Genomic DNA, 22,562 nt, shown 5'->3' on the forward strand with positions numbered 1-22,562 from the left:
ATGGATAAGTCTACTGGTGAACTTATTACCCTCACTCCAAATTCTAATAATACGGTTCAGCCAGTCGCGCTAATGCGACTTGGTGTTTTCGTCCCAACACTCAAATCACTGAAAAATAGTAAAAAGAATACGTTATCAAAAACTGATGCGACCGAAGAGCTGACGCGTTTGTCCTTGGCCAAAGCGGAGGGTTTCGACAAAGTCGAGATCACAGGTCCGAGGCTGGATATGGATAATGACTTTAAAACTTGGGTGGGTATTATCCACTCCTTTGCCAAACATAAAGTGATAGGCGATAAGGTTCAGCTATCATTCGTTGAATTCGCCAAACTCTGTGGGATCCCATCGAGCCAGTCCTCACGCAAACTCAGGGAGCGCATCAGCCCCTCACTGAAGCGTATAGCAGGCACGGTAATATCATTCTCCCGCACCACTGAAAAGCATACCAAAGAGTATATAACTCATCTGGTACAATCTGCATTCTATGATACCGAACGTGATATCGTGGTTCTGCAGGCGGATCCGCGGTTATTCGAACTCTATGAATTTGATAAAAAAGTACTTCTTCAGCTTAAGGCTATAAACGCGTTGAAGCGCCGCGAGTCTGCTCAGGCGCTATATACCTTTATAGAGAGTCTGCCAAAAGATCCTGCCCCTATATCGCTGGCACGCTTAAGAGCAAGATTAAGCCTGAAATCACCAGTATTCTCACAAAATCAGACCGTTCGCCGGGCTATGGAGCAGCTCAAAGAGATTGGTTACCTTGATTACACCGAGATGCAGCGCGGACGCAGCGTGCTGTTTAACGTACATTACCGTCGTCCCAAGCTCAAAGCACCTAAAGACGCTAGCGAAGAGAATCCTAAGCTGACTGGCAGTCCTGCAAGCCCTCCCGATCAAGAACTTACCGAAAAACTCCAGCTCCTTGAAAAGCTTGGCATCACCATGGACGACTTGGAAAAACTCTTCCGTAATAAGTAATCGAATAAGCGAGAACAATTAATCACACTTCAATTCTCATCGCCAGTGAGTACCGACGAGGTCAGTGCTTACTACAGCTTATACATATTATTTGGCGAGTACTTTTGCAAACCCTGTCCTTCGGTCAGCCGATCCTGGCTGCTATTTAGTCGCTATAGTTTATGTTTCACTCATCATTAGGTGATAATCCTCACTATAGCTTATGTATCAACATGCCAGAATTAGCTCTGCTCCCTATAGCTTATTTTTCTATGTTTGTAAGTGCTTGCTACCTCGTTGGCTAATGAATTAGTGGCTTACGTTAGGGAAGGGAGTGATATCTATTGAATAACATAAACTATAGCGAGATAGTAACTTGCTATAGTTTATACTTCTCGGCCTGTGGTTCATCTCACTCGCCATAACTTATGACATAAACTGTAGTAAGCACATGCTTGCTACAGTTTATATTTTCATTAAGACAAATGCAGGAAATAAGATGGTAATCATCCAGATGCAAGCAAAATGCCTCCATTTGCATCGGAATGAGCAGCCTATCTTTCGCTGAATTTACTCACTGGTAAGCATTGAGAGAACGCGAGCACGTAGTGATGCTGATGTTGTTCTGCATCGACCTTTGCGCGAGATAAGGGACAAGAGGTGGGCAGCATGGATGAAGGTATTACTTTATTAAACTTGGATAGCGCTAGTATCCTGGCAGACTAATCTCTATGCACCCGTGGTCTGCGCGCTGTTAACCGGAGGCTTGACCCCCTTAATCGATAAGATTCATGAAGATGCCAAAAACATGTCTCGAGAAAGTTTTATCCAGTTCCTGTGGCCAGGGGGGAGGATCAGTCTGCAGCAAACCCAACTCACGCATGCCTTTGTGCTGTTCCGCCTTTCGCTCGCAGTAATCATCGTCGGTATATCCCATCGTTTCGATCACCACAGTATGATGTTTTCCGCCCGACTTGCTGGCTGTAACTATGAAATCCGGCAGAACAAACCCTTTTTCGCCGTTCAGGGTCACTTCAAGATCAAAAAGCGGTTTTTCCAGACTCAGAGCCGGCGCATCAGGTTTTTTTGCAACCCAGCCCGCAACTTCAGCCAAGCTTTCGATGGTAGTGCGCTCAAGTCCGCTGTCGACTGGTACCGGACATCCACGGCGGAATAAGGCATGTGCATATCCTTCGCTGCAGATAACCCTGCCATCCATCCCCCGGCGAAAGGCCAGAATGACCCAGTAGGGGGGGCGCGCACCGTCCTGGGCTTCGCCATTAATACTTACGCCGCGCTCCGGACGAAACTGCAGCTCTCCGCCCGGCCAACAAAACGAGACTTCATCGCGGGTTACCTGATCGGACATAAAAATCTGAAAGAACATCCGCGTTTTGCCTGCTGGCCAGTGAGTGTCTGGACGCTCCAGTTCCTGCATTAGCTTTTCCTTGCCGTTCTCACTCATCGCTGGCGAAAAACGTACAATCTCCGAGAGTCTGCGAGCGTGGATAAATTCGATATTTTCGGCGACAGCCCGAAGTGCATTAATGGATTCCATCACTCCAGTCACAGGGAGGGGGTGTAACGTGGCCAGACGGTTAAGTCCTGCGTCCTCTATCAGCGAAAGCAGCAGGCGCGCAATACGCGAACGTCGAGTCCGGCGAGTACGCTCACCTGCCGGAGCGACCAGACGCCCCGGAGACTTAATCCTGGTTTCGGAGTCGTCAGGCGGCAAAAAACTTCGGTAACTGATACGCTTGCTGCCTGCTGTTTTACGGGTTCCAGAAGATGTAGCATCAGTATCTCCACTGAACGGACGGAACATCGCGCAGTCAGGCGCATGCTCATGGTTAAATCCGGCCAGAAAAAGAGTACCAGTGTCCTGCATCAGGTTAGCGCTGTTCATCGCCGGCGAATCGCCCGGCACACAGTCACACTGCAGCCAGGCTTCCCTTTGGCGCATTTCCAGGAGGATCTTTTCTGCCAGTACGTACTGATCACGCCCGGTAAAAATCCGCCGTCCGGACACGTTCTTTAGGGCGGTTTCTTCGTCCTTGTCCAGCCAGCGGATGAGACCACCCCGAGGTGATTTCTTACGGACAAGTTTCATGGCCATACAGAACAGTTTCCTTTTCTGTGTGAGTAAGTCGCTGATGGGATTGATGTACTGGAGATTAACACATTGAGCTGCTCAGTAAGGAGCGAGCCAGTTGTACATGACCATTATAATTAGTTCATAAATATCTAAATGAGATCTGTATGTTAAAAGAATTCTCAGTTTTCACTGACACTGCAACGCTTTCAGTATTTGACATTGATGCGGTTAAGCACAGAGTTCCTGATTCACCTGACTGGTGGACCATTGAGGAGAATGAGATCCTTGAAGTGAACAAGGGCAACATCGCTTTTCTTGGGTTGGGCGCTGATGGTGACTACATCGTTAAGGTGACGGAATCTGTTGAAGGTGAAGCAGGTACACTGAATCTGCACTTCCCGTCAGGCAACGTTTTTATCGGGGCAGGCGAGGACACGTCCGGAGGCGATCTGGAGCCCGACGGATCTGATGTCATCGAAGGAGAAACCTTGAGCTTTGCGCCTGGCTACTACAGCATGAAATATTCTCGCGCAGGAAATGTAATAGAACTTTGCTTTGAGCCGACCCGGGAAAGATATAATTCTGTAGAAGAGCCTGTCCGGATATAAAAGATGGAGCCTTATGTCCATTGACAGGTCATAGCTCCATCTAAATCGCGCTGACGCAGGGAGCCGTTAACGTATATCAGCCCCTGTTAATGCCCCTGAGTAAGGCGACAGCCTCTTCACCCGGCATTTCAAACCGGACGCGGTGGCGTGCGGCGACATCCAGGGCAAAGACTTTCGTATATACCTCCGTCGAGCTGACGGACTTGTGCCCCATAAGGGTCTGCAGGATCTTGAGGGGGATGCCGGCATACAGCATGTGCATGGCATAACTGTGCCGGAACGTGTGCGGGGTCACCGGCACGGAAAAGGTCACACCGTCTGCCGCTGCGGCCTCAACCGCCTCATTCAGCCAGGTCCTGACTGTCCTGTCGGTGATCTCCCAGATACGTGCCTTTTCCATTCTGCCGGTGCGCTTATTTCTCCGCTCCAGCGGGATCTTCAGCGTGGCCACCATCATCTCCAGCTGGCTGACGTAGTGGCTGTCGGACAGGGGAACAATCCTGTGACTCGTGCTGCCGGCCGGCGCACGGCCTGCCGTCCGGGCTGCCTTTTCCGTGCGCTGTTTCAGTGTGGCCAGCTGAACAAACGGGGAGGGGGACGTCAGGTTAAAATCAGCGCGCGTCAGGGCCAGCGCTTCGTTTATGCGGGCACCGGAATTCCACAATGTTGACAGCAACATCCTGCGGTGCAGATCCGGGACGTAATGAAGCAGGGCACTGACTTCCGGGGCCAGAAGGTACTTTGGCAGTTCCTCCTGAACAAGTGCCATCTGGCGCAGAGCCAGGGCTGCCGGATAGTCTATTGGTACCGGGAGCTGGATTCTCTCTGTGGCAGGCAGGTGTCCGTAAGGGGATGGAAAACTCATGATACCTCTGGTGTTTCGCCATTGTCTTCCGACAGCTTCTGCCGCTTAACCGGCGCAAGATACTGGTTTAATTCATCTAGCATAATCAGTACACGGCGACCCGTCTTACGGGGAAACATCCTCCGCATTTCAGGCGTGAGCTGCTTACGTTCCCATCCGTAAGGGAAAATAATGCTGTATCCTGGTTCTCGGTGCGCATCCCTGTGGTCTGGGCCTGCGACAATACGTGCAACTTCCTGATTCAGGCGTTCTCCGCGCCAGCCCCACGCCGCGAGTCGCTTGCGGATCCGGCCCACCGGAAAACGGTTATCGGAGTTGCGGGGGAACATGATTTTCCCGTCCTCATCCCGTCTGACCACAAACATATCCAGCGACTGCTGAATCAGCACATTCCGCACCGGAAAATGGCTGCGCATTTCTTTCATCATGCTGTGCATTACTCTACTCTGTATTGTTACGACCAGCAGCTGCACTGGTGCCTTAAATTCTGCCTTCTGTTATTTTCGTTCCAGACAAATCCCGCCGGTCACGAGATCGCCGCCCATTCCCATAATGTCATGAAAACCTGCCGGGCCTTCTCCTGGGAGGGCAGTTCAATCATATCCCCCTGCCGCAAATCGAGCTCTTCATCAACCGTTTCGTTGTCTCGCATATGCAACCGCCATCCCGTCTCCGGAGGCGCGTTCTGTATGGCCAGCACGCGTCCTTCCGGAGACAGCAGTTCGCGGAGGATGTAGCAGGTGCCAGTCCGGGTCAAATTCCGCAGGCACATCACGGGGTACTCCTGAACCAGCTGGTCATACACACATTCTGCAGTATGGAAGTAATTCCGGTCCGCCTTACAAAAAACACACATACGCCTTCCTTATTGAAAAATCCCGCCTACCATTTTTCCTGCCTGCCCGAATTCATTCAGACATAACCTGTCAGAAAGAAGCACCCTTTTGCTTGAGCGCTGTCATTCAGATCAACCCATCTCATGAGGACTTCAGCATTATTGCCTGACCTAACCCCTTGCCAGTCGACCATTGACCAGCCGTAACTTTCCGGAGTATGTATCTTTCTGGCAACGATATCTCCGCTTTCATCAAGTACGAGATATTCCCCAACAAAGACTTTTTCATCGTCGGTAGGACGTTTATTTGAAACGAGGGATATTGTTTTTTGACCATCAGCAATGAGGGTATCAATCATTTCCACATAATCCATTCGTTACCCCTTCTTATAGAATAGCCACTCAGGGTAATGATAACGCGCAGCACAATCAGCGGAGCACAATCCTGCGACTGTCACTCGAATGATTTTCACCTTACGCAATCATTACCTAACTGATAATAAGCATAAATATAAACACACAGGTAAATTACCGGATGACCGTTCCGGTGTGATCCGGTTTTCTGCGTATTCACGAATATCCGGAAGTGTACCACGGTCAGGGAACAAGCAAAGCGCCCTTTTATGGTGGTGGGCACCGGGGTCACGATCATGGCCTAAAACACAACATATGGAAGAAATAGCAGCTGATGATATGGCACATGTTGTGTTTCCGGGCCGGCGGGCAGCGGGTGACGATCTGCAGATCCGGAACTCACAGAAACCGGATCTTTGATAAAAATGAAGGAAGTAATGATAGGCTCGGCCATGAAGCCATAAACAGCTGGACAACATACGAACCGTATCCATTTTTAATAACGGTAATAACCGCGCCATCCGTTTCCCCGCGATCTGGATTTTGAGGGAGTGAGAAAACTGGAGATCGTCCGGCTTGTCCTGGTATTTACTCAGTATATGTACTCGTTCAATCCCTTTACATAGGACATGAATTAATGCCACCTTTGTATTTCAGCCACTTTTGGTGATTATATGGCAAAATTACAATAATCAGGAAGATATACTTCACGTTTTTAACGTGACTCACCATAATTAGAGTTATCACGGAGATATATATTCGTGACGACCTAACTATATAAACATCCACGCAAATATAATGTGGTTAAAACCCGAACCAAGGACAATAGAACTAAGTTTTATATAAATATAATACACCTAGAGTGCAACACATCTAAATAATAAAAAGAAGATAAAACAATCAAACTTTCTTTGTGACGTGGTTAACAAATTATAAATTGATATATTTTATTATTTGATATTGTTCAGCCTGGTAGTGGTAACCTCATGAGTAGATTGATATTAATTCAATGGATGGTTGCAGGGTAAAAAGAGAGGAATTGAAATGAAGAATGAAATGCATCAAGAAACCATAATATCTGAAATTGGTTTCTGTTGTTCTGATTTTACAGTTGAATATGCACTGTTGGTCAAGGATAAATGCTATGTTGCCTATTATGATGAAAATCATACTATAACGGTAGCAAGTCGTAATCCTGACGAGAAAACATGGAAGCTAAGCCATCCGGAAGGTGAATGGTTACCAGAAAAAAAACGATTTATGCATCAAACTGAATATGATAGCCACAATTACCTCACACTGGCAATGGACAGTAAAGGACATATTCATCTCTCCGGAAATATGCATAAAGACAAACTGGTCTGGTTCCGCTCAACAAAACCTTATGATATTCATTCTCTTGTTCAGAGGAAAATGACTGGAATAAGGGAGGGGAGTTCCACCTATCCGTTATTTTTCTATGGCAGAAATGGAGAGCTTTTTTTTCGTTATCGCGATGGAGAAAGCGGAAACGGTGATGATATCTACAACTGCTGGAACGAAGATGAAAATAAATGGTTCAGATTACAGGGCAATCCATTATTAAGTGGTGAAGAACTCAGAAATGCATATGCCCGTTTACCCGTCTTTGGTCCGGATAATCAATGGCATATGATCTGGATGTGGAGGGATACACCACACTGCGAAACCTGCCATGATCTTTCCTATGCACGCAGTCCGGATCTGCTCAAATGGTATTCGCACGATGGCTATCGTTTACCCGTGCCGATCACCTTGCAGAAGAGCGATATTGTTGATGGCAGTTCTGTAAAACACGGGCTGATTAATATGAGCCAGAATATTGGTTTCAGTGCCAAAGGTAAGCCGTTAATTACCTGGCATCGTTATGATGAAAAAGGCTTTTCTCAGGCCTGGATTGCCAGACCGGAAGGGAATAAATGGCTGATAAAACAAATCAGTGACTGGGAATTCCGCTGGGAGTTTAGTGGGATGGGTTCCATTCCTCCGGATGTCATTATCTCTGCACCCTATTTAAAAGATAATTATCTCAGTGTTGATTTCAGATTATCCACTGGCGAGAGTGGAAACTGGTTGCTGGATCAAGAAACATTGGATGTCATAAAGACTTTTTCAGGCCCTGTCTCACCTCTTCCTGAACATTTTTATAAACCTTGCGAAGGCCTTGATGCGGAGGCAAAAGTGCAGATCATACCTGAGCTGTATCAATCATCTCCATCTTATTTTTTGCGCTGGGAAGCGTTACCTATTCGAAGGGATATCTCTTCAGGGAAAAATATACGGCCAAGTATGTTAACACTGATAACTACCAAATGTTTCACGGAAGAGAAAGGAGATTAAAATGATTTCGTCAGCGTCAAAAAACGCTTACATGCGGATAAGCTTATGTTTGTTTCTTTTTTATTTTTCATGGTCAACAACGTGGTCATTTCTGGCTATCTGGCTTGGAGATAATGTCGGCTTTACCAGTACACAGATAGGCTACACGCTGTCTGTAAATGCGCTATTTGCGCTCGCAATAAAGCCGGCGTTTGGCTTCATCATGGATAAACTTGGATTAAAAAAATCTTTATTAACCTGCGTGGCTATTGCTTCGGTATTCGCAGCTCCATTTTTTATCTATGTATATCAGTATCTGCTGATGACCAGCATGGTTTTGGGCATGCTCCTCGGAGGGTTGTATCTGGGTACAGCTTATCTTGCTGGTGTACTGGTTTTTGAAACATACGCAGACCGATACAGCCGGGCATTCGGGTTTGAATTCGGACGGGTCAGAATGTGGGGATCTCTTGGCTGGGCAATAGCTTCTATTTTTGCCGGGCAGTTATTTAATATAAATCCTCACTTTAACTTTATCATCACTTCCTGTGGTGCAGTTGCTGTTTTACTCATTCTTTTTACCCTTAAAACACAGGGCGACGGCATTGACTGGCAGGCAGTGAATGCATCAAGAAAAGATCCCGTAAACCGCAAAGATGTCCGGATGCTGTTCCGGCATGCCAGTTTCTGGGTTCTGATGCTGTTTTATGGGGGGATTATCTGGATGATGCAAAGCGCAGAACAACAATTTCCACGTTATTTTGTGACGTTCTTTGCCGACCATCAGACAGGTAATGCCGTCTTGGGGTATATGGGATTTGTGCAGTCAGCATGTGAATTTTTGCTGATGTTCTCGATCCCTTTTCTGGTAAACCGGATAGGAGCCCGCAACGGTCTTCTTCTTGCTGGATTCGTTATTGGGCTCCGTCTTGTGCTGTCTGCCCTCGCAACTCATCCCTGGATGATTATTGTCATTAAACCGCTTTATGGTCTGGAAATGGCACTGTTACTGGTTTCAATTTTTAAATTTCTCGCCGAGCATTTCGATAAGCGTCTGACCGGAACCATTTATATGGTACTCGGATGCTTTAATTACCTCGGAATTACAGCAATAAATCCACTGGCTGGATATTTTTACGACAAGCATGGCTTCGCCTCCACATATATGGCTATGGGCTGCGCGGCGTGGTTAGTTACGCTTGCAGGGGTGAAGTTTTTAGGAAAACAAAAATCTTTATCGACGGAGAAATCAATGCACAATGCGACACAAGACGTTAACGCAATGAAATAAAAAATTATTTTTTAATATTAATGCCTTTCAACAGGACTGGCGTCACAACAAATTACGCTCAAATTTCAGGAGTAAAAATGAAAGCAAACCTGCCTCTCCTTTTTATTATCAGTGCTATTCATCCCATTTCAGCCTTCGCGGCTGGTGCGTGGATTGAAGGTCGTGAAGCTTTTAACACCGCCTCAGAGCAGCATGAATTTGTTCTGCGGGGAGGATATAACTTTGATGGTGGTGCAGGCATTATGCTTACTAATGCCTACAATACCGGTAAACTGGATCAGTTTAAGCACAGCTATAATGAACTCGAAGGATGGTATCCGCTTTTTAAGCCTACCACGGAGCTCACTATTTCACCCGCGCTTATTCTCACAGACAACGCTGATGGTTCAACTGTATCGCCATATGTTGATTTTAACTATAAATTTATTCCTGATTTTAATGTCACGTTAAGATACCGATACAATAATAAAAACTACGACAGCGTGGATCTTAATGGTAATAAAAATAAAGACAGCACACATCAGTTTGTTATGTACTGGAACCTCAAAATTAATGAAGAATGGGCCTATACTTTTGAACCGGATTATTTTATTCATGTTAAAGATTTCCATAGTAAAAACGGGAAAGATCATAACTGGGAGCTTAATAACAAGCTGACTTATACCCTGACACCACGGTGGAAGCCCTACTTAGAGGCATCATGGCTTGATCGATGGAATCAGTACGAACGTGAACAATATCGTTTCAGGGTTGGGATAAGATATTATTTTTAGGTAATTATTTGAGTCAGTAATGTATCCCGTCATAACGATGGGATACGCTATGCTTCATAGCAACATATTCAGAATGCACCGGCTATATCGTGAAGCAGATTGTTGCGGAGTTTCTGAGTGATCGCCACCGGAACTTACTTTTTTCGGATCTGAGTGCAGAAAAGTGAATGAAGGAAAAGTGAATTACTATTCAAGACATGATGTCATATTTATTTCGTGCGTGCTTTTTTATTCATGTTGATGCATTATTTCTATAATCCAGCAGCATTAAGGAAAAAAGCATCATGCTCAGCCAACTGACATTACGGTTTCCGAAAAAACTCATTGAGGGGCTCAAGTCCCGCGCGTCCGCCGAGGACACCTCGGTCAACGCCCTCACCGAACGCCTGCTCGACGGCGCGCTGAAGTCCGCCCCGCCGGACGATGCCTTTTTTGCCCTTCAGGCCGATCCGGGCGGCACGCGGGAGACGCTCTACCGGAAGGTGGTTCGCGGTGAAACCTTCGGCCGCCACTCCCTGAAGCCGGCCGAGCTGCGCTGGCTGTTTGTTCAGGCGCATGCGGCCTGTCAGACCGGCAGCGCGTTCATGAGCTGGTCCGCGATGGAGGCCCTGCTGGGCATCACCTTTGACGCTCTGATTTACGCCTCGGAAAACGGCATTCCCGTCGATACTTACTACATCAACCGGGCCTTCGATCTCGCCGGCGTGGACTACCGGGCCGAAACAGACGCCTTTATGGCGGCCATGCCGCACGGGGTGGACGCCACCTGGGCGGAGTTCCTGCTGCGCCCGCTTTCCTCCGGTGCCCTGAACCTGAACGCCTTTCCGGATGAAGCGATCGGGCGCATCTGCACGCCGGCGCGCCTGAAGGCCGCTTTCCCGCTGGTCGTCCGGGCGCAGCGGTCAGACGGGGAAAGCCTGAAAGCCTGGGCCGCGGCCACCGGGCTGGTCACGGACGATCTTATCCTGACGGCGGAGGTGGCCGACGTCACTCTGCGCGCCGAGATTCGCGGAAACCGGCTGCCACAGCTGCCCGGGCAGCCCTGGCAGGCGCCGCAGTTCAGCCTTTTCGTGATCGCCGGCCGGGTGTCGCTGGCGCTGGGCTGGGAAGTGTTCAGCGCGCTGGTCCGCTATATGCAGGCCCGCGCCTGGCAGGGGAGTACGGACAGGTGGAGCGCCCGCGACAGCCTGGTGTCCCTGTACCTGCCACACGCGGAGGGGGGCAGGGCGGTTCTCGGACTGGATGGCACCCATATCGCCATGACGACGGAGGAATACCTGCAGCTGGAAGAAGCGCTCCTCGACGCGGTGGCGGATGCTGGGGCGGCGCCGGTGCTGGATGAGCTGCGCGCCCTGTACGGGGATCTCTGACGTGCGCGCGGGAGAGAGAAGGGCCGGGCAGGATGCGCCGATTTCTGCCGATGACGACGATCGCTACGGGTTCACGGCGGTGGCCGACGGCCTGGCGGAAAGCATTCATGCGCTGGAGGATGACGCCGGAACGGTGATCGGTATTGAGGGCCGCTGGGGCGCGGGTAAAACCAGCCTGCTGAACCTGCTGCTCGCCCGCCTCAGAGCCGCGAGCCCGCCCGGCACGCACGTGATCCACTTTTCACCCTGGCTGAGCGGACCGGGTGGCAACCTTGCCGAGGCGCTGCTGCTGCCGGTGGCCGGCATTCTTCAGCAGGTCGAGTCGCAACGTGAAGAGGCTGACAGACGCCTGAGAAAGCGCATCGCGCGGTGGTGGAAAAAGCAGGGGAAGAGCCGCAACGCCGGCGCCGCCCTGAAGGTGCTGAAGTACGTGCAGCAGACCTCCGGCCACCTGGCGCCGCTGGCGGATCTTGCCGGCAACGTCGTACCGGGGTTTGGGCTGGCGGCAAAGGGCATGGACGCGCTGGCGAAGCTCGACCTCAGCGCGCGTGGTAAAACGGCCGCCGAGCTGCGCGGCGAGATTGAATCGCGGCTTGATGCGCTCGGGCTAACGTTTGTCGTCGTGATTGACGATCTGGACCGGCTGGAGCCCTCGCAGGCGGTGGAGGTGCTGCGCCTGGTGCGCTCGGTGGCGGATTTCACGCGCTTCCGCTACGTCATGTGCTACGACCGCGACGTGCTGGCGCACGCCGTTCATCAGGGGCTGGGCGTGCAGGACGGCCAGCTGTACCTGCAGAAAATCGTGCCGATCTCCTTCAGCCTGCCCCGACCCGAGTCGTTCACGCTGCGCAGACACTTCCGTGACGAAGCCACACAGCTTTATCGCGAGGTGCACGGCGACGCGCCGGATGCTGAAACCCTGTCTGCGCTGGAGCGGGCAACGGATGTCTATGGAGAGGCGCTGGCTACGCCGCGCGAGGTCGGTCAGGCGCTCAGCGCCATTCGCTTCCGCTATGCCGGCATGAAGGACTACGTCTGGTTCCCTGATCTGTGCCTGCTGCAGCTTATCCGCGTCACCAATCCGGCGCTTCACGACTGGGCCGAGCGCTACCTCTCGGAGCGCGCCATCGAGATGTCGGGTGACGCCACACTTGCGGATGAGGAAAAGCAGGAAATCACTGTGGCCCTGGACCACGCGCTGGCGCAGTTTCCCACTCACGCCGCCCGGTCCGGGTGGGAGCTGGGGCGGTGGGTGCCCGGGGTGCAGGGGCGCAGGGAAAAGGGCGTCGCTGCGTTTCAGGATGAAGACAAACACTCAGCCCATGCGGCTACGGCACGCCGGCGCCTGGCCAGTCCGGTGTACTGGCGCTACTACTTTGCCTTCTCGGCTCCCGGCAACGTGCTGTCTGAGGGCTACGTGCAGAATATCCTCCGCCTTGCCTCAGAGGACAAGGAGGCGCTGGCGAAGCAACTGCTGGAAAGCGTCACCGACAACGGCGTGTCGTCCCGCACCTGGTTTGAGCACATCCTTACGCGGCTGACGCCCGCGGTGACGCTTGCCGCAGGCGCGCAGGCGCGCGCTGGGCTGCTGGCTTTCCTGTTCGTTCACGCGGATGAAGTCATGCTCTACTACTACCGGCAGCGCGGCCTCATGTACCGATATCAGTCGATTGGGATTGAGGAACTGGCCACGCAGCTGATCGCACAGGCTCTGGACACCAGTCGTCCGGAAGCGCTAGCCATGCTGCAGGAGCTGCTCGAAGAAAGCGCCGGTTCGACGTGGGCCGCCATCTATTTTCGTGACGTGATGCGGCTGCACCGGGCGGCAGGTAACCGTCCGGGCATGGAAAGCGAAAAGTTCCTTTCCGCCGTTGAGCTGGAAAGGCTGCGTCAGGGAATGGCAGAAAAGATGTCGCCACCGGCGTTGGACCACGACGTGGATAAGCTGGACGAAACGGGCAGCTACCTCTGGGCGTGGCGGGACATTGCCGGCATGGAAACCGTGGACCGTTGGGTGGAAGAAGAGTGCAGCGAGGATGCAGCATTCCTGCTGTTTCTACTGTGTATGCGCTCTCCCGTAACCAGCAGCGACAGGGGGCGTTATTTCCGGCTCGATATCACTACCGCTGAGAAACTGACGGATCAGCCAGGCCTTTACAGGGCGAGGCTTGATGAGATTGTCGCAAAAAATGACCCTGCCCTTTCCGGCCTTCAGAACGACGTGCTGGAGGCTATCAGTAACGGCAGGGACTACTGAACCGACAACAGCAGCTAAGAGGCTTCCCCAAGCAGGTATTCTGGTACCAGAGCTGCGGGCAGCTACGTGCGCTGAGTGGCCGCGGTCATGGACACGATGCCCTGACGCGGCCCCCTCGCGCCACGGCGGCCTGGCGTAAATATTCGGCCAACTGACCGCGCCCTTCCGGATGCGTCACAGATCCGACGCGCTACTCTTCTGTGTTTCCCCTGCGCCCATGTTCAGACCCTATTTGCATCAGCAAAAAACATTTCCCATACGACCGCCATTTTCTCCGCTTGATGAAGATCCGCTTCTGCCAGAAATCGGATCTGAGTGGAAAAGAGAGAAACTAACATAGGCAGGACATATCCATATGTCAGGCATCTGCATATGTTATGCATATACACTTGCAAAGCATCTGCTTATACTAAGCATATGCGCACACCCGACGCATACTACCGTCCGGAAAGGTCCGGACTCAGGGAGAACTCATGAGAACCGTATCCATTTTTAAAAACGGCAACAACCGCGCCATCCGCCTTCCCCGCGATCTAGATTTTGAGGGGGTGAGCGAACTGGAAATCGTCCGGGAAGGGGACAGCATCATCCTCCGTCCCGTCCGGCCGACCTGGAGTTCATTCCTGGAGCTCGAAAAAGCCGATCCGGATTTTATGGCTGAGCGCGAGGACGTTGTCAGCGACGAAGGACGATTTGACCTGTGAACAAAACGTATATGCTGGATACTAATATCTGCTCATTCATCATGCGTGAGCAGCCGGAAGCGGTGCTGAAGCGCCTTGAGCAGACAGTGCTGCGCGGTCACCGCATTGTGGTCTCGGCCATCACTTACTCCGAGATGCGCTTCGGTGCAAACGGCCCGAAGGCCTCTCCCCGCCACGTGGCGCTGGTTGACGCATTCTGCTCCCGCCTTGATGCTGTGCTGCCCTGGGACCGCGCCGCTGTGGACGCCACCACGGAAATCCGGGTTGCGCTGCGCCTCGCCGGCACGCCAATTGGCCCGAACGACACGGCGATTGCCGGGCACGCCATCGCGGCCGGTGCAGTGCTGGTGACGAATAATATGAGGGAGTTTGAGCGGGTGCCGGATCTGATCCTGGAAGACTGGGTTAAATAGACTCAGTCAGATTTGAAGTAATAAAGGTCCGCTTTGTGCCAGATATAGTCATTCACACCCTGAGAGTTACACTTTTAAGTGATTCAGGGTACGCGCTTATTGGTTACGAATATTGTGCCAGAATCATGTGATTTGATGATTGCCGCTTTGCTTTCGAGCCAGTAAGTGCTCCACGTTCGCTAACGAATACTCAGGGCATGCAGAAAAACTGCTGACTATATTCTTTCGAAGAGCGTGGAATGCATACAAATCCCCGATAAAAGGAGTTGGTGATGACTGCGAAAGATCAGTTTGCTGCTCATGTTGGTCTGGACTGGGCGGATAAAAAACACGATGTCTGCGTTCAGTTTAAAAACGGTGATCGCATATTTCATGTGATTGAACATACGCCTGAGGCACTTGATATCTGGCTCAATGAGTTACACCAGAGGGTGAAAGGCAGGATTGCTATTGCCATTGAGCTGAAGAAAGGCCCGGTGGTTTATGCACTCCAGAAGTACCCATTTGTCACTGTTTTTCCAGTACACGCCTTGTCACTGGCCCGCTACCGACAGGCTTTCTGGCCCAGCGGTGCGAAGGATGATCCGCAGGACGTTGAGCTGGCATTAGACCTGATGCTACGTTATCCCCACAAGATAAAAGCCATTGAAGCCGACAATCCGGATATCCGATTACTCCAGCAATTAGTTGAGCAGCGCCGACTGCTGGTCGAAGACAAGCGTCGCTTTGTTAATCGGCTCATCAACACACTTAAGCAGTATTACCCCCAGCCCCTGGAATGGTTCTCTCATCGGGACAGCTCTCTGTTCTGCGAGCTAATCATTCGCTGGCCGAGCCTGCAACGACTCAAACGGGCTCGCAGCGATACTGTCCGTCATTTTATGAACGCTAAAGGTGGTCCTGCTGTTGCATATACCGAACAGCGGGTTGCAAGTATTGCCAGCGCTATTCCCCTGACCACAGATAAAACTGTCATCGAGGCAAATGCATTGATGGCAACAGCACTTGCATCCCAAATCAAACTGACAGGCGACCTAATCAGAACCTACGACGAACGTATTGAATCCTTATTCGATACGCTTCCGGATGCAGAACTGTTCAAATCACTCCCTGGAATGGGACCGTGTATGGGCCCACGGATGCTTGCCGCACTGGGTGATAACCGCGACCGCTTCAATAGCGCAGAAGAAATTCAAAACTACGCTGGCATCGCACCAGTAACCGAGCGAAGTGGTCAAAAATCCTGGGTACACTGGCGTTGGCAGTGCGCAAAGTTCGTCCGACAGACATTCGTGGAATGGACTGCGAAGACGGTTAACTCATCGTACTGGGCCAGACTTTATTACCAGGGCCAGCGAGAAAAAGGGAAATCGCATCAATCAGCTATCCGGGCTCTGGCGTTTAAATGGATAAGGATCATTTACCGTTGTTGGAAGACCAAAACCCGGTACGACGAAGCGAAATACTTGCTGGCACTGGAAGCGCGAAAGTCCCCCTTACTGAAGCCATAAAAAGCTTGTCGAATGTCTCAGGGCGTGAAGCGGACATTTCATTAATCGCATTGCCTGAAGTTTAGTAAGATGCCAAAAGGAAATTCATCATGGAGTTAGCTACAGGTAAAAGTATGGAAGCTCTGATCAAAACGTATATAGAAATCCTTAAAAGTCTTAACGCTCAAGCGTTTGCACTCATGGAGGATAAGTATTCAGGAGTATTTCTTCCTGTTCCCTCTGAAGAGTACTGGCACTCCCCGGTAAAAATCATGCTGGTTGGGCGTGAAACGGCAGGATGGAATACTGGAAATCATAAAAATAAAATTGCTCGGGTTCTGGGCCTGATGCCCAATATTACTGTCGAACATGTAGTTGAAGAAGCGGTAACTCGCTACAAAGAGCATCAGGATAAGTGCACTCCTAATACGAAATCACGAAGCCGTTTTATGCAGTATTATTTCTTGCTGGCGCGAAAACTAGAATTACCCCCTAAAGCAATAGTGTATGCAAATTTATTTGCATGGGATTATGACCGAAAGAGCCCACTGCTCCGCTCTGAAAACGAACTTCAGGAAATAGCGTCTGTTTCATTAAGGCTTCTGGCGACCCAGATAGGGCATTTAAAACCTGATTTTGTAATATTTGCATGTGGTTCACTAACCGACCATTTTATAAAGTGTTTATCAAATAAATATTTGGGCGGTTCTAAGACTCTATCAGTCACTCCTAAAAAAATATGGAAGTTTGAGGCTGGGGATGCGACCTGCTTCAGGATTGCTCATCCCAGAGCAACCTATGGGCATCAGGAGTTCAGGGCAGAGGTGATCGAACAGATTAAACAAGCGGCTGTACGCTTATCCTGTCATCGAAAGCAAAATTGCGAGTCTGAAGGAGCTTAGAGAAATGGAAAGCTGTCAGTCGTCATTTCTAATCGCGATGACATGTTCCCTTTTCTTTAATACACAGCAAAACTAATTATCCATGTGCCGACTCGATTGCTAACTTCCGCTCCTCGCTCACAGCGGAACTTTCACTCAGGTAACTTGTCCGCATTGTGCCAGGAGCGGACATTGCTAAGAACTGAACGTACTAAGCGGTGGGGGAGGTCAGAGCGGCTATGGCAAGTGCTGCATGACACGATAACCCACAATTATCAGCACCTCTCAATGTGGCAATTGTTGAAAAAAGTCCGTCACTTTATGGATACCGTCAGTCTGTTCCCAGGTAGAAAACATGGACTGACAAAAGCGTAGCGGTATTAGGACCACTTATTTAGATTATCCCTTGCGATTCATAAATTATGGTGACGGCTAAATAAGTCACAATTTAACAGGATAATTTTCGAATAACTTCGTTCTGAACTTCTGATGGTAAAGATTCAACCATATTAACTATAGCAGTAACAGTCTGTCTTTCTGTTGTCGTAAGATTGATGCCATCATCATCTCCGGTTGGCAATATAAAAATCTTGGCGTTTATGTGAAGCGTACGATTTGCATGGAAAAAAACTTCTTCCATAACTTCGTGAATTTCAGATAATTGTGCTTTATTTGGTGCCTGGCGGAATCGCTGGAGAACGCGCTCAGTTTTCTTACCATCAAGGTCATCAGCCACAAGATATGAATCAAAATCAATGTCTTTGTAGCCAATATATTTGCTCGGAGCGAAATACCACTTCATATTAACATAGCATGCATACCAACACCGTACAAAACTCAAACGCTCTGTCATTTCATGTTCTGGATACTTTTTAATTTCATCATACCAGTAGACAATGTTACGAACAGCTTCGGAAGGACAATCGATAAGTTCCATAATTTTAGGCTATTAACTCTGTGGGGTGTGCGATCACTCTATACAGAATTATGAATGCCGTCAATGGTTCATAATGTACATAATTTAATTGACTGATCTCTATGTCAATTTTATCATCAACGAGCCAGATGTTTTAAGCTCACGCGGTCGTGTCATGCACACAGACCTGAAAGAGCAGGAAGTTAGAAAGTAGGCATACACGTTTTAGTTCCACGTACATTGAATTACACCTGTTTGTGTAGTCAATTTGAGCAGACCACAAAAGTGGCTACTTCCGCACCTCGCTCATAGCGGACTGACCTGCTACCCGTTGATTAACGCACCACGATGTTAGTAATGTCTTCATAAGCCACATGAGGACATCCCCATGAAGAAGCGTTTTTCCGACGAACAGATCATCAGTATTCTCCGCGAGGCAGAAGCCGGGGTTTCAGCCCGGGAACTCTGCCGTAAGCATGCTATTTCAGACGCTACCTTTTACACCTGGCGCAAGAAGTTTGGTGGCATGGAAGTTCCCGAAGTGAAGCGGCTCAAGTCGCTTGAAGAGGAGAACGCCCGCCTCAAGAAGCTGCTCGCTGAAGCCATGCTGGATAAGGAGGCGCTTCAGGTAGCTCTTGGCCGAAAGTTCTGACGACAGACCAGAAGCGGGAAGCCGTGGAAGTCATGTGTGAGGCCGCAGGTCTGTCGCAACGTCGTGCCTGCAGGCTGGCAGGTTTGTCCCTGTCGACCTGCCGTTACTCGGCTCAGCGTTCGGCTGCTGACGCGCAGCTGTCTCTACGCATCACAGAGCTGGCACTTGAGCGCCGCCGCTTTGGTTACCGGCGCATCTGGCATCTACTGCGTCGGGAAGGCCTTCACGTCAACCACAAGCGGGTATACCGCATCTATCATCTCAACGGCCTGAGTGTAAAACGCAGGCGACGCCGCAAGGGACTGGCGACTGAGCGGCTTCCGCTTCTTCGTCCGGATGCGCCGAACCTGACATGGTCGATGGATTTTGTCATGGATGCACTTGCCAGCGGCCGCAGGATGAAGTGCCTGACCTGCGTGGATGATTTCACGAAGGAGTGTCTGACGATCACCAGGGCATTCGGGATCACAGGCGTTCAGGTGACACGTATTCTGGACAGCATTGCGTTGTTTCGTGGCTATCCTGCAACGATAAGAACCGATCAGGGCCCGGAGTTCACCTGCCGCGCGCTCGATCAATGGGCCTTTGAACATGGTGTTGAGTTGCGCTTAATCCAGCCGGGCAAGCCAACGCAAAACGGATTTATTGAGAGTTTCAATGGCCGCTTTCGGGATGAATGCCTGAATGAGCACTGGTTCAGCGATATTCTACATGCCCGGGCAATAATTAATGACTGGCGGCAGGATTATAACGAGTGTCGACCACATTCATCGCTGAATTACCTCACGCCGGCTGAATTTGCAGCGGGCTGGCGAAACGGGAAATTTGAAGAAAAACCAACTGACATTACTAACTGAAGGTTGTATCTAATCCTAGGGGCAGGTCACCCTTAAGCTAAATATTATCCTTTCATATAAAGCGCTTTCTCAGCGCGGCCAGTAAAAGAAAATCCTCTTTCTTTCATGAATATTTCAGTGCGTTATTAGAGACGTCCTCCATAAAAACAGCCTGCTGTTCTCCGGAATTTATGCCAGCTATCAATACTTGTTTGTACTGGAATCAGAATAATCTGTATATGCAGAATAATGGTGGTTTTCCGGGAAGTTTCTTATTGGTATATTTGCACCGCGCGCGCGTCGTTTGTATATGGCCTTTATTGCCGCTTCGCTACCTGACATTTCCTGATAGGGCTTAACCTCTGCGGAGGCTTCGCCGGCGGTAGCCATATTATGAAATTTCAGCCCTGCAATATGAAATTAACTAAAACTGCAATGAGTTTCTGCTGTGCGGCCGGAAGCGTGAAAGTATGCGTCATTTACTGCTGTGCTGTGATCTACGGGGCATAGCCAGATGGATGTCTCCGGCTCTGGTTTGCAGCGCATATACACATAGGGATGGAAGTTATGCTTAACCGAATCACCGTTCAGCTCCCGGTCGAGGGGCTGCTTTTCTGGAAGCTTACCGGGCGCGAGTCGCTGTCGGAGCCGTTCATGTTCACCCTGGCGCTGCTTGGGACTGACGCGCGTACCGACCGCAGCGCGCTGCTGGGCAAGCCGGTGACGGTGACCATCCCGACTCAGGCCCTGATGACGCCGCGTTACCTCAACGGTAAGGTGACTCGAGTTGCGGTAAGCGCGGTGGAGATGTCGGGTACCCGCTATGCGGCCTACGAGCTGACGGTGGAGCCGGACCTGTGGCCGATGCAGCGTGACCGCAATCTGCGCATCTTCCAGGGGCAGACGGTGCCGCAGATAGTGAAAACGCTGCTGGGCGAGAGCCAGGTGAACGTCGAGGAGCGGCTCTCCGGCAGTTACCGGGTCTGGGAGTACTGCGTGCAGTATCAGGAGAGCAGCCTCGACTTCATGAGTCGCCTGCTGGAGCTGGAGGGCATCACTTATCACTTCCGCCATGAGCAGGACCGCCACACGCTGGTGCTTACCGATGCCCCCGGCCAGTACAAGCCTTTTCCCGGCTACGAGGCTATTCCGTACCACGTGACGCCATCAGGCGGTACAACGGATGAAGAGGGTATCAGCCAGTGGGCGCTGCAGGATAACGTGACTCCGGGCATCTACAGCCTCGACGACTACGACTTCCGCAAGCCGAACGCGTGGCTGTTCCAGGCGCGGCAGAACCCAAAATCGCCACAGCCAGGGAGCATTGACGTCTATGACTGGCCGGGCCGGTTTGTGGAGCACGGTCACGGGGAGTTCTATGCCCGCATCCGCCAGGAGAGATGGCAGGTGGAGCACCGCCAGACGCGGGGCGCAGCGACAGCGCTCGGCATCGCGCCGGGGCACACATTCGTGCTGCACAACGCCCCGTTCTTCGGTGACAACGGGGAATACCTTACCACGGCGGCGCAATATCACTTCGAGGAGAACCGCTACGCGAGCGGGGCGGACAGCAATACGGTGCACGAAACGCATTTTGAGGTGATACCGGCGGACGTGCCGTACCGCCCGGCGCAGAAGACGCCGTGGCCGCGTACGTACGGCCCGCAGACTGCGAAGGTGGTGGGCCCGCAGGGCGAGAGCATCTGGACGGACAAATATGGTCGGGTGAAGGTGAAATTCCACTGGGACCGGCTGTCGAAGGGCGACGACACCAGCTCGAGCTGGGTGCGCGTGTCGAGCGCATGGGCGGGTCAGGGCTTCGGTGGCGTACAGATACCGCGCGTGGGTGACGAAGTGGTTGTGGACTTCATCAACGGCGACCCGGACCGCCCGCTGATAACGGGGCGCGTATACAACGAGGCGAGCATGCCGCCGTGGTCGCTGCCGGCGGCGGCGACGCAGATGGGTTTTTTAAGCCGCTCGAAGGACGGCTCGCCGGACAACGCCAACGCCCTGCGCTTCGAGGATAAAGCCGGTGCCGAGCAGGTGTGGCTACAGGCCGAGCGCAACCTTGATACGAGCATCAAGAAAGACGAGACTCACAGCGTCGGCGGTTCGCAGTTGCTTTCCATCAAGCAGGACTACACCGGCAAAGTGGAAGGAAAACACGAGCACGCGATTCAGATGACCCGCAACGAGCTGGTCGGCGGCCAGTACGACATTAAAGGCCAGGGGATGGTGACTATCTCTTCCGCAACAGGCATCCGTCTGGTGACGGGCGATTCCGTGCTGGAGATGGGCTCGAACGGCCAGGTCAACCTTTACTGTACTAAGTTTGCGATCAATGCCAGCGGTACGGGGCAAATCAACACCGGCGGTACGCTCGATCTGAATCTCAAGGATCCGGACAAAGCGACAAACGTGGCGCCGACACCCGCAGATATTCAGAACGAAGTGGCAAAAACTTTTACCCCTGACGGAGAAGGGCAGGCATGAGCAACGTGAAATATACGCTATCAGAAGGGACGCTGACGCTGCCGGAAGCGGTGCAGGATCGCAGCATGACAATATTGTCACTACCGAAAGCGGGCGCGTCGCTGGTGCTGACCCGTGCATGGGACGTGAAGCCTGGCGACGAAGAGGCGTACCTGAAAAGCCAGGTCGCTAAAATCAAACGCGACATGAAGAAGTTTACCGGCGGAGAGGTGCAGGCCACCCAGGTCGGTGGCCGGCCCGCACAGGAAGTCGCCCTGCGTTTTGAAAACCACGGCGTAACGGTTCATGAACAGCTGGCGACCACGATGCTTGACGATCATCTACTGGTGATGGCCATGAGCCGCACCGCGCCGTTTGATGAAGACGCGCTGGCGTTATGGGAATCCATTAAAGCGGGTCTGGAGTTTATGCCAGGGGAAGGAGCATAAG

20 protein-coding genes and 2 pseudogenes are annotated in these 22,562 nt (G+C 51.3%); 16 read left to right on the top strand and 6 right to left on the bottom strand.

The features are described from left to right. The gene (locus HF650_RS24285) at window positions 1-981 is read left to right on the top strand and encodes a RepB family plasmid replication initiator protein (protein ID WP_042716117.1); all 981 of its coding nucleotides are present in this window, start codon (window positions 1-3) and stop codon (window positions 979-981) included. Window positions 982-1,735: 754 nt separating this feature from the next. Here HF650_RS24285 and HF650_RS24290 read toward each other — a convergent pair. Beyond that, window positions 1,736-3,076, bottom strand: a complete 1,341-nt coding sequence (locus HF650_RS24290) for a hypothetical protein (protein WP_187802886.1) — start codon at window positions 3,074-3,076, stop codon at window positions 1,736-1,738. A gap of 143 nt (window positions 3,077-3,219) precedes the next feature. Between HF650_RS24290 and HF650_RS24295 the strand changes: the two genes are divergently transcribed. Further along, complete coding sequence (locus HF650_RS24295; protein WP_187802887.1) at window positions 3,220-3,663, top strand: DUF6386 family protein; 444 nt, start codon at window positions 3,220-3,222, stop codon at window positions 3,661-3,663. 76 nt (window positions 3,664-3,739) lie between these two features. Here HF650_RS24295 and HF650_RS24300 read toward each other — a convergent pair whose 3' ends face one another. The 4 genes from HF650_RS24300 to HF650_RS24315 form a co-directional block, all read right to left on the bottom strand. After that, complete coding sequence (locus HF650_RS24300) at window positions 3,740-4,528, bottom strand: site-specific integrase (RefSeq protein WP_187802888.1); 789 nt, start codon at window positions 4,526-4,528, stop codon at window positions 3,740-3,742. After that, a complete protein-coding gene (locus HF650_RS24305; protein WP_187802889.1) occupies window positions 4,525-4,965 on the bottom strand; it encodes a hypothetical protein in 441 nt (146 codons plus the stop codon). The genes HF650_RS24300 and HF650_RS24305 overlap by 4 nt, the downstream gene beginning before the upstream one ends. Before the next feature lie 89 nt (window positions 4,966-5,054). After that, window positions 5,055-5,384: a hypothetical protein gene (locus HF650_RS24310; RefSeq protein ID WP_187802890.1), complete on the bottom strand. Its 330-nt coding sequence runs from the start codon at window positions 5,382-5,384 to the stop codon at window positions 5,055-5,057. A gap of 56 nt (window positions 5,385-5,440) precedes the next feature. Beyond that, window positions 5,441-5,737: a hypothetical protein gene (locus HF650_RS24315; protein ID WP_187802891.1), complete on the bottom strand. Its 297-nt coding sequence runs from the start codon at window positions 5,735-5,737 to the stop codon at window positions 5,441-5,443. Window positions 5,738-6,194: 457 nt separating this feature from the next. Between HF650_RS24315 and HF650_RS25440 the strand changes: the two are divergent. The 11 genes and pseudogenes from HF650_RS25440 to HF650_RS24365 all read left to right on the top strand — a co-directional run. Further along, window positions 6,195-6,292: pseudogene (locus HF650_RS25440) on the top strand (AbrB/MazE/SpoVT family DNA-binding domain-containing protein); the annotation flags it as partial. 469 nt (window positions 6,293-6,761) lie between these two features. Next, window positions 6,762-8,075 (top strand): BNR repeat-containing protein, encoded by a 1,314-nt coding sequence (locus HF650_RS24320; RefSeq protein WP_187802892.1) that lies wholly within the window; start codon window positions 6,762-6,764, stop codon window positions 8,073-8,075. 1 nt (window position 8,076) lies between these two features. Beyond that, window positions 8,077-9,345 (top strand): oligosaccharide MFS transporter, encoded by a 1,269-nt coding sequence (locus HF650_RS24325; protein WP_187802893.1) that lies wholly within the window; start codon window positions 8,077-8,079, stop codon window positions 9,343-9,345. Window positions 9,346-9,422: 77 nt separating this feature from the next. Continuing rightward, complete coding sequence (ompL, locus tag HF650_RS24330) at window positions 9,423-10,118, top strand: porin OmpL (RefSeq protein WP_187802894.1); 696 nt, start codon at window positions 9,423-9,425, stop codon at window positions 10,116-10,118. A gap of 284 nt (window positions 10,119-10,402) precedes the next feature. After that, window positions 10,403-11,488: a hypothetical protein gene (locus HF650_RS24335; protein ID WP_187802895.1), complete on the top strand. Its 1,086-nt coding sequence runs from the start codon at window positions 10,403-10,405 to the stop codon at window positions 11,486-11,488. A 1-nt stretch (window position 11,489) separates the two neighbouring features. Further along, window positions 11,490-13,745: a P-loop NTPase fold protein gene (locus HF650_RS24340; protein WP_187802896.1), complete on the top strand. Its 2,256-nt coding sequence runs from the start codon at window positions 11,490-11,492 to the stop codon at window positions 13,743-13,745. Between the two features lie 473 nt (window positions 13,746-14,218). Beyond that, window positions 14,219-14,449, top strand: coding sequence for a type II toxin-antitoxin system VapB family antitoxin (gene vapB / locus HF650_RS24345; protein ID WP_187802897.1), 231 nt, complete (start codon window positions 14,219-14,221; stop codon window positions 14,447-14,449). Further along, window positions 14,446-14,862 carry a type II toxin-antitoxin system VapC family toxin gene (locus tag HF650_RS24350; protein WP_187802898.1) on the top strand — a complete coding sequence of 139 codons (417 nt, stop codon included), beginning with the start codon at window positions 14,446-14,448 and terminating at the stop codon, window positions 14,860-14,862. The genes vapB and HF650_RS24350 overlap by 4 nt, the downstream gene beginning before the upstream one ends. A 272-nt stretch (window positions 14,863-15,134) precedes the next feature. Further along, window positions 15,135-16,373 carry an IS110 family transposase gene (locus HF650_RS24355; protein WP_187802899.1) on the top strand — a complete coding sequence of 413 codons (1,239 nt, stop codon included), beginning with the start codon at window positions 15,135-15,137 and terminating at the stop codon, window positions 16,371-16,373. Between the two features lie 113 nt (window positions 16,374-16,486). Further along, a complete protein-coding gene (locus HF650_RS24360) occupies window positions 16,487-17,254 on the top strand; it encodes a hypothetical protein (RefSeq protein WP_187802939.1) in 768 nt (255 codons plus the stop codon). Between the two features lie 210 nt (window positions 17,255-17,464). Then, window positions 17,465-17,608, top strand: a pseudogene (locus HF650_RS24365) (IS630 family transposase); the annotation flags it as partial. 73 nt (window positions 17,609-17,681) lie between these two features. Here HF650_RS24365 and HF650_RS24370 read toward each other — a convergent pair. After that, window positions 17,682-18,170 (bottom strand): hypothetical protein, encoded by a 489-nt coding sequence (locus HF650_RS24370; RefSeq protein ID WP_187802900.1) that lies wholly within the window; start codon window positions 18,168-18,170, stop codon window positions 17,682-17,684. 367 nt (window positions 18,171-18,537) lie between these two features. Here HF650_RS24370 and HF650_RS24375 point away from each other — a divergent pair. From HF650_RS24375 to HF650_RS24385, 3 genes are all read left to right on the top strand, one after another. Beyond that, window positions 18,538-19,658 (top strand): IS3 family transposase gene (locus tag HF650_RS24375; protein WP_187802901.1). Its coding sequence is split into 2 segments (ribosomal slippage): window positions 18,538-18,796 and window positions 18,796-19,658, totalling 1,122 coding nucleotides; the frame shifts between segments, so codons are not numbered across the junction. Window positions 19,659-20,204: 546 nt separating this feature from the next. After that, a complete protein-coding gene (gene tssI, locus HF650_RS24380) occupies window positions 20,205-22,133 on the top strand; it encodes a type VI secretion system tip protein TssI/VgrG (protein ID WP_187802902.1) in 1,929 nt (642 codons plus the stop codon). Continuing rightward, window positions 22,130-22,561: a DcrB-related protein gene (locus HF650_RS24385; protein WP_187802903.1), complete on the top strand. Its 432-nt coding sequence runs from the start codon at window positions 22,130-22,132 to the stop codon at window positions 22,559-22,561. The genes tssI and HF650_RS24385 overlap by 4 nt, the downstream gene beginning before the upstream one ends. The last annotated feature ends 1 nt before the right edge of the window (window position 22,562 follow it).

This window comes from Kosakonia sp. SMBL-WEM22, from assembly GCF_014490785.1.
GTDB lineage: Bacteria > Pseudomonadota > Gammaproteobacteria > Enterobacterales > Enterobacteriaceae > Kosakonia.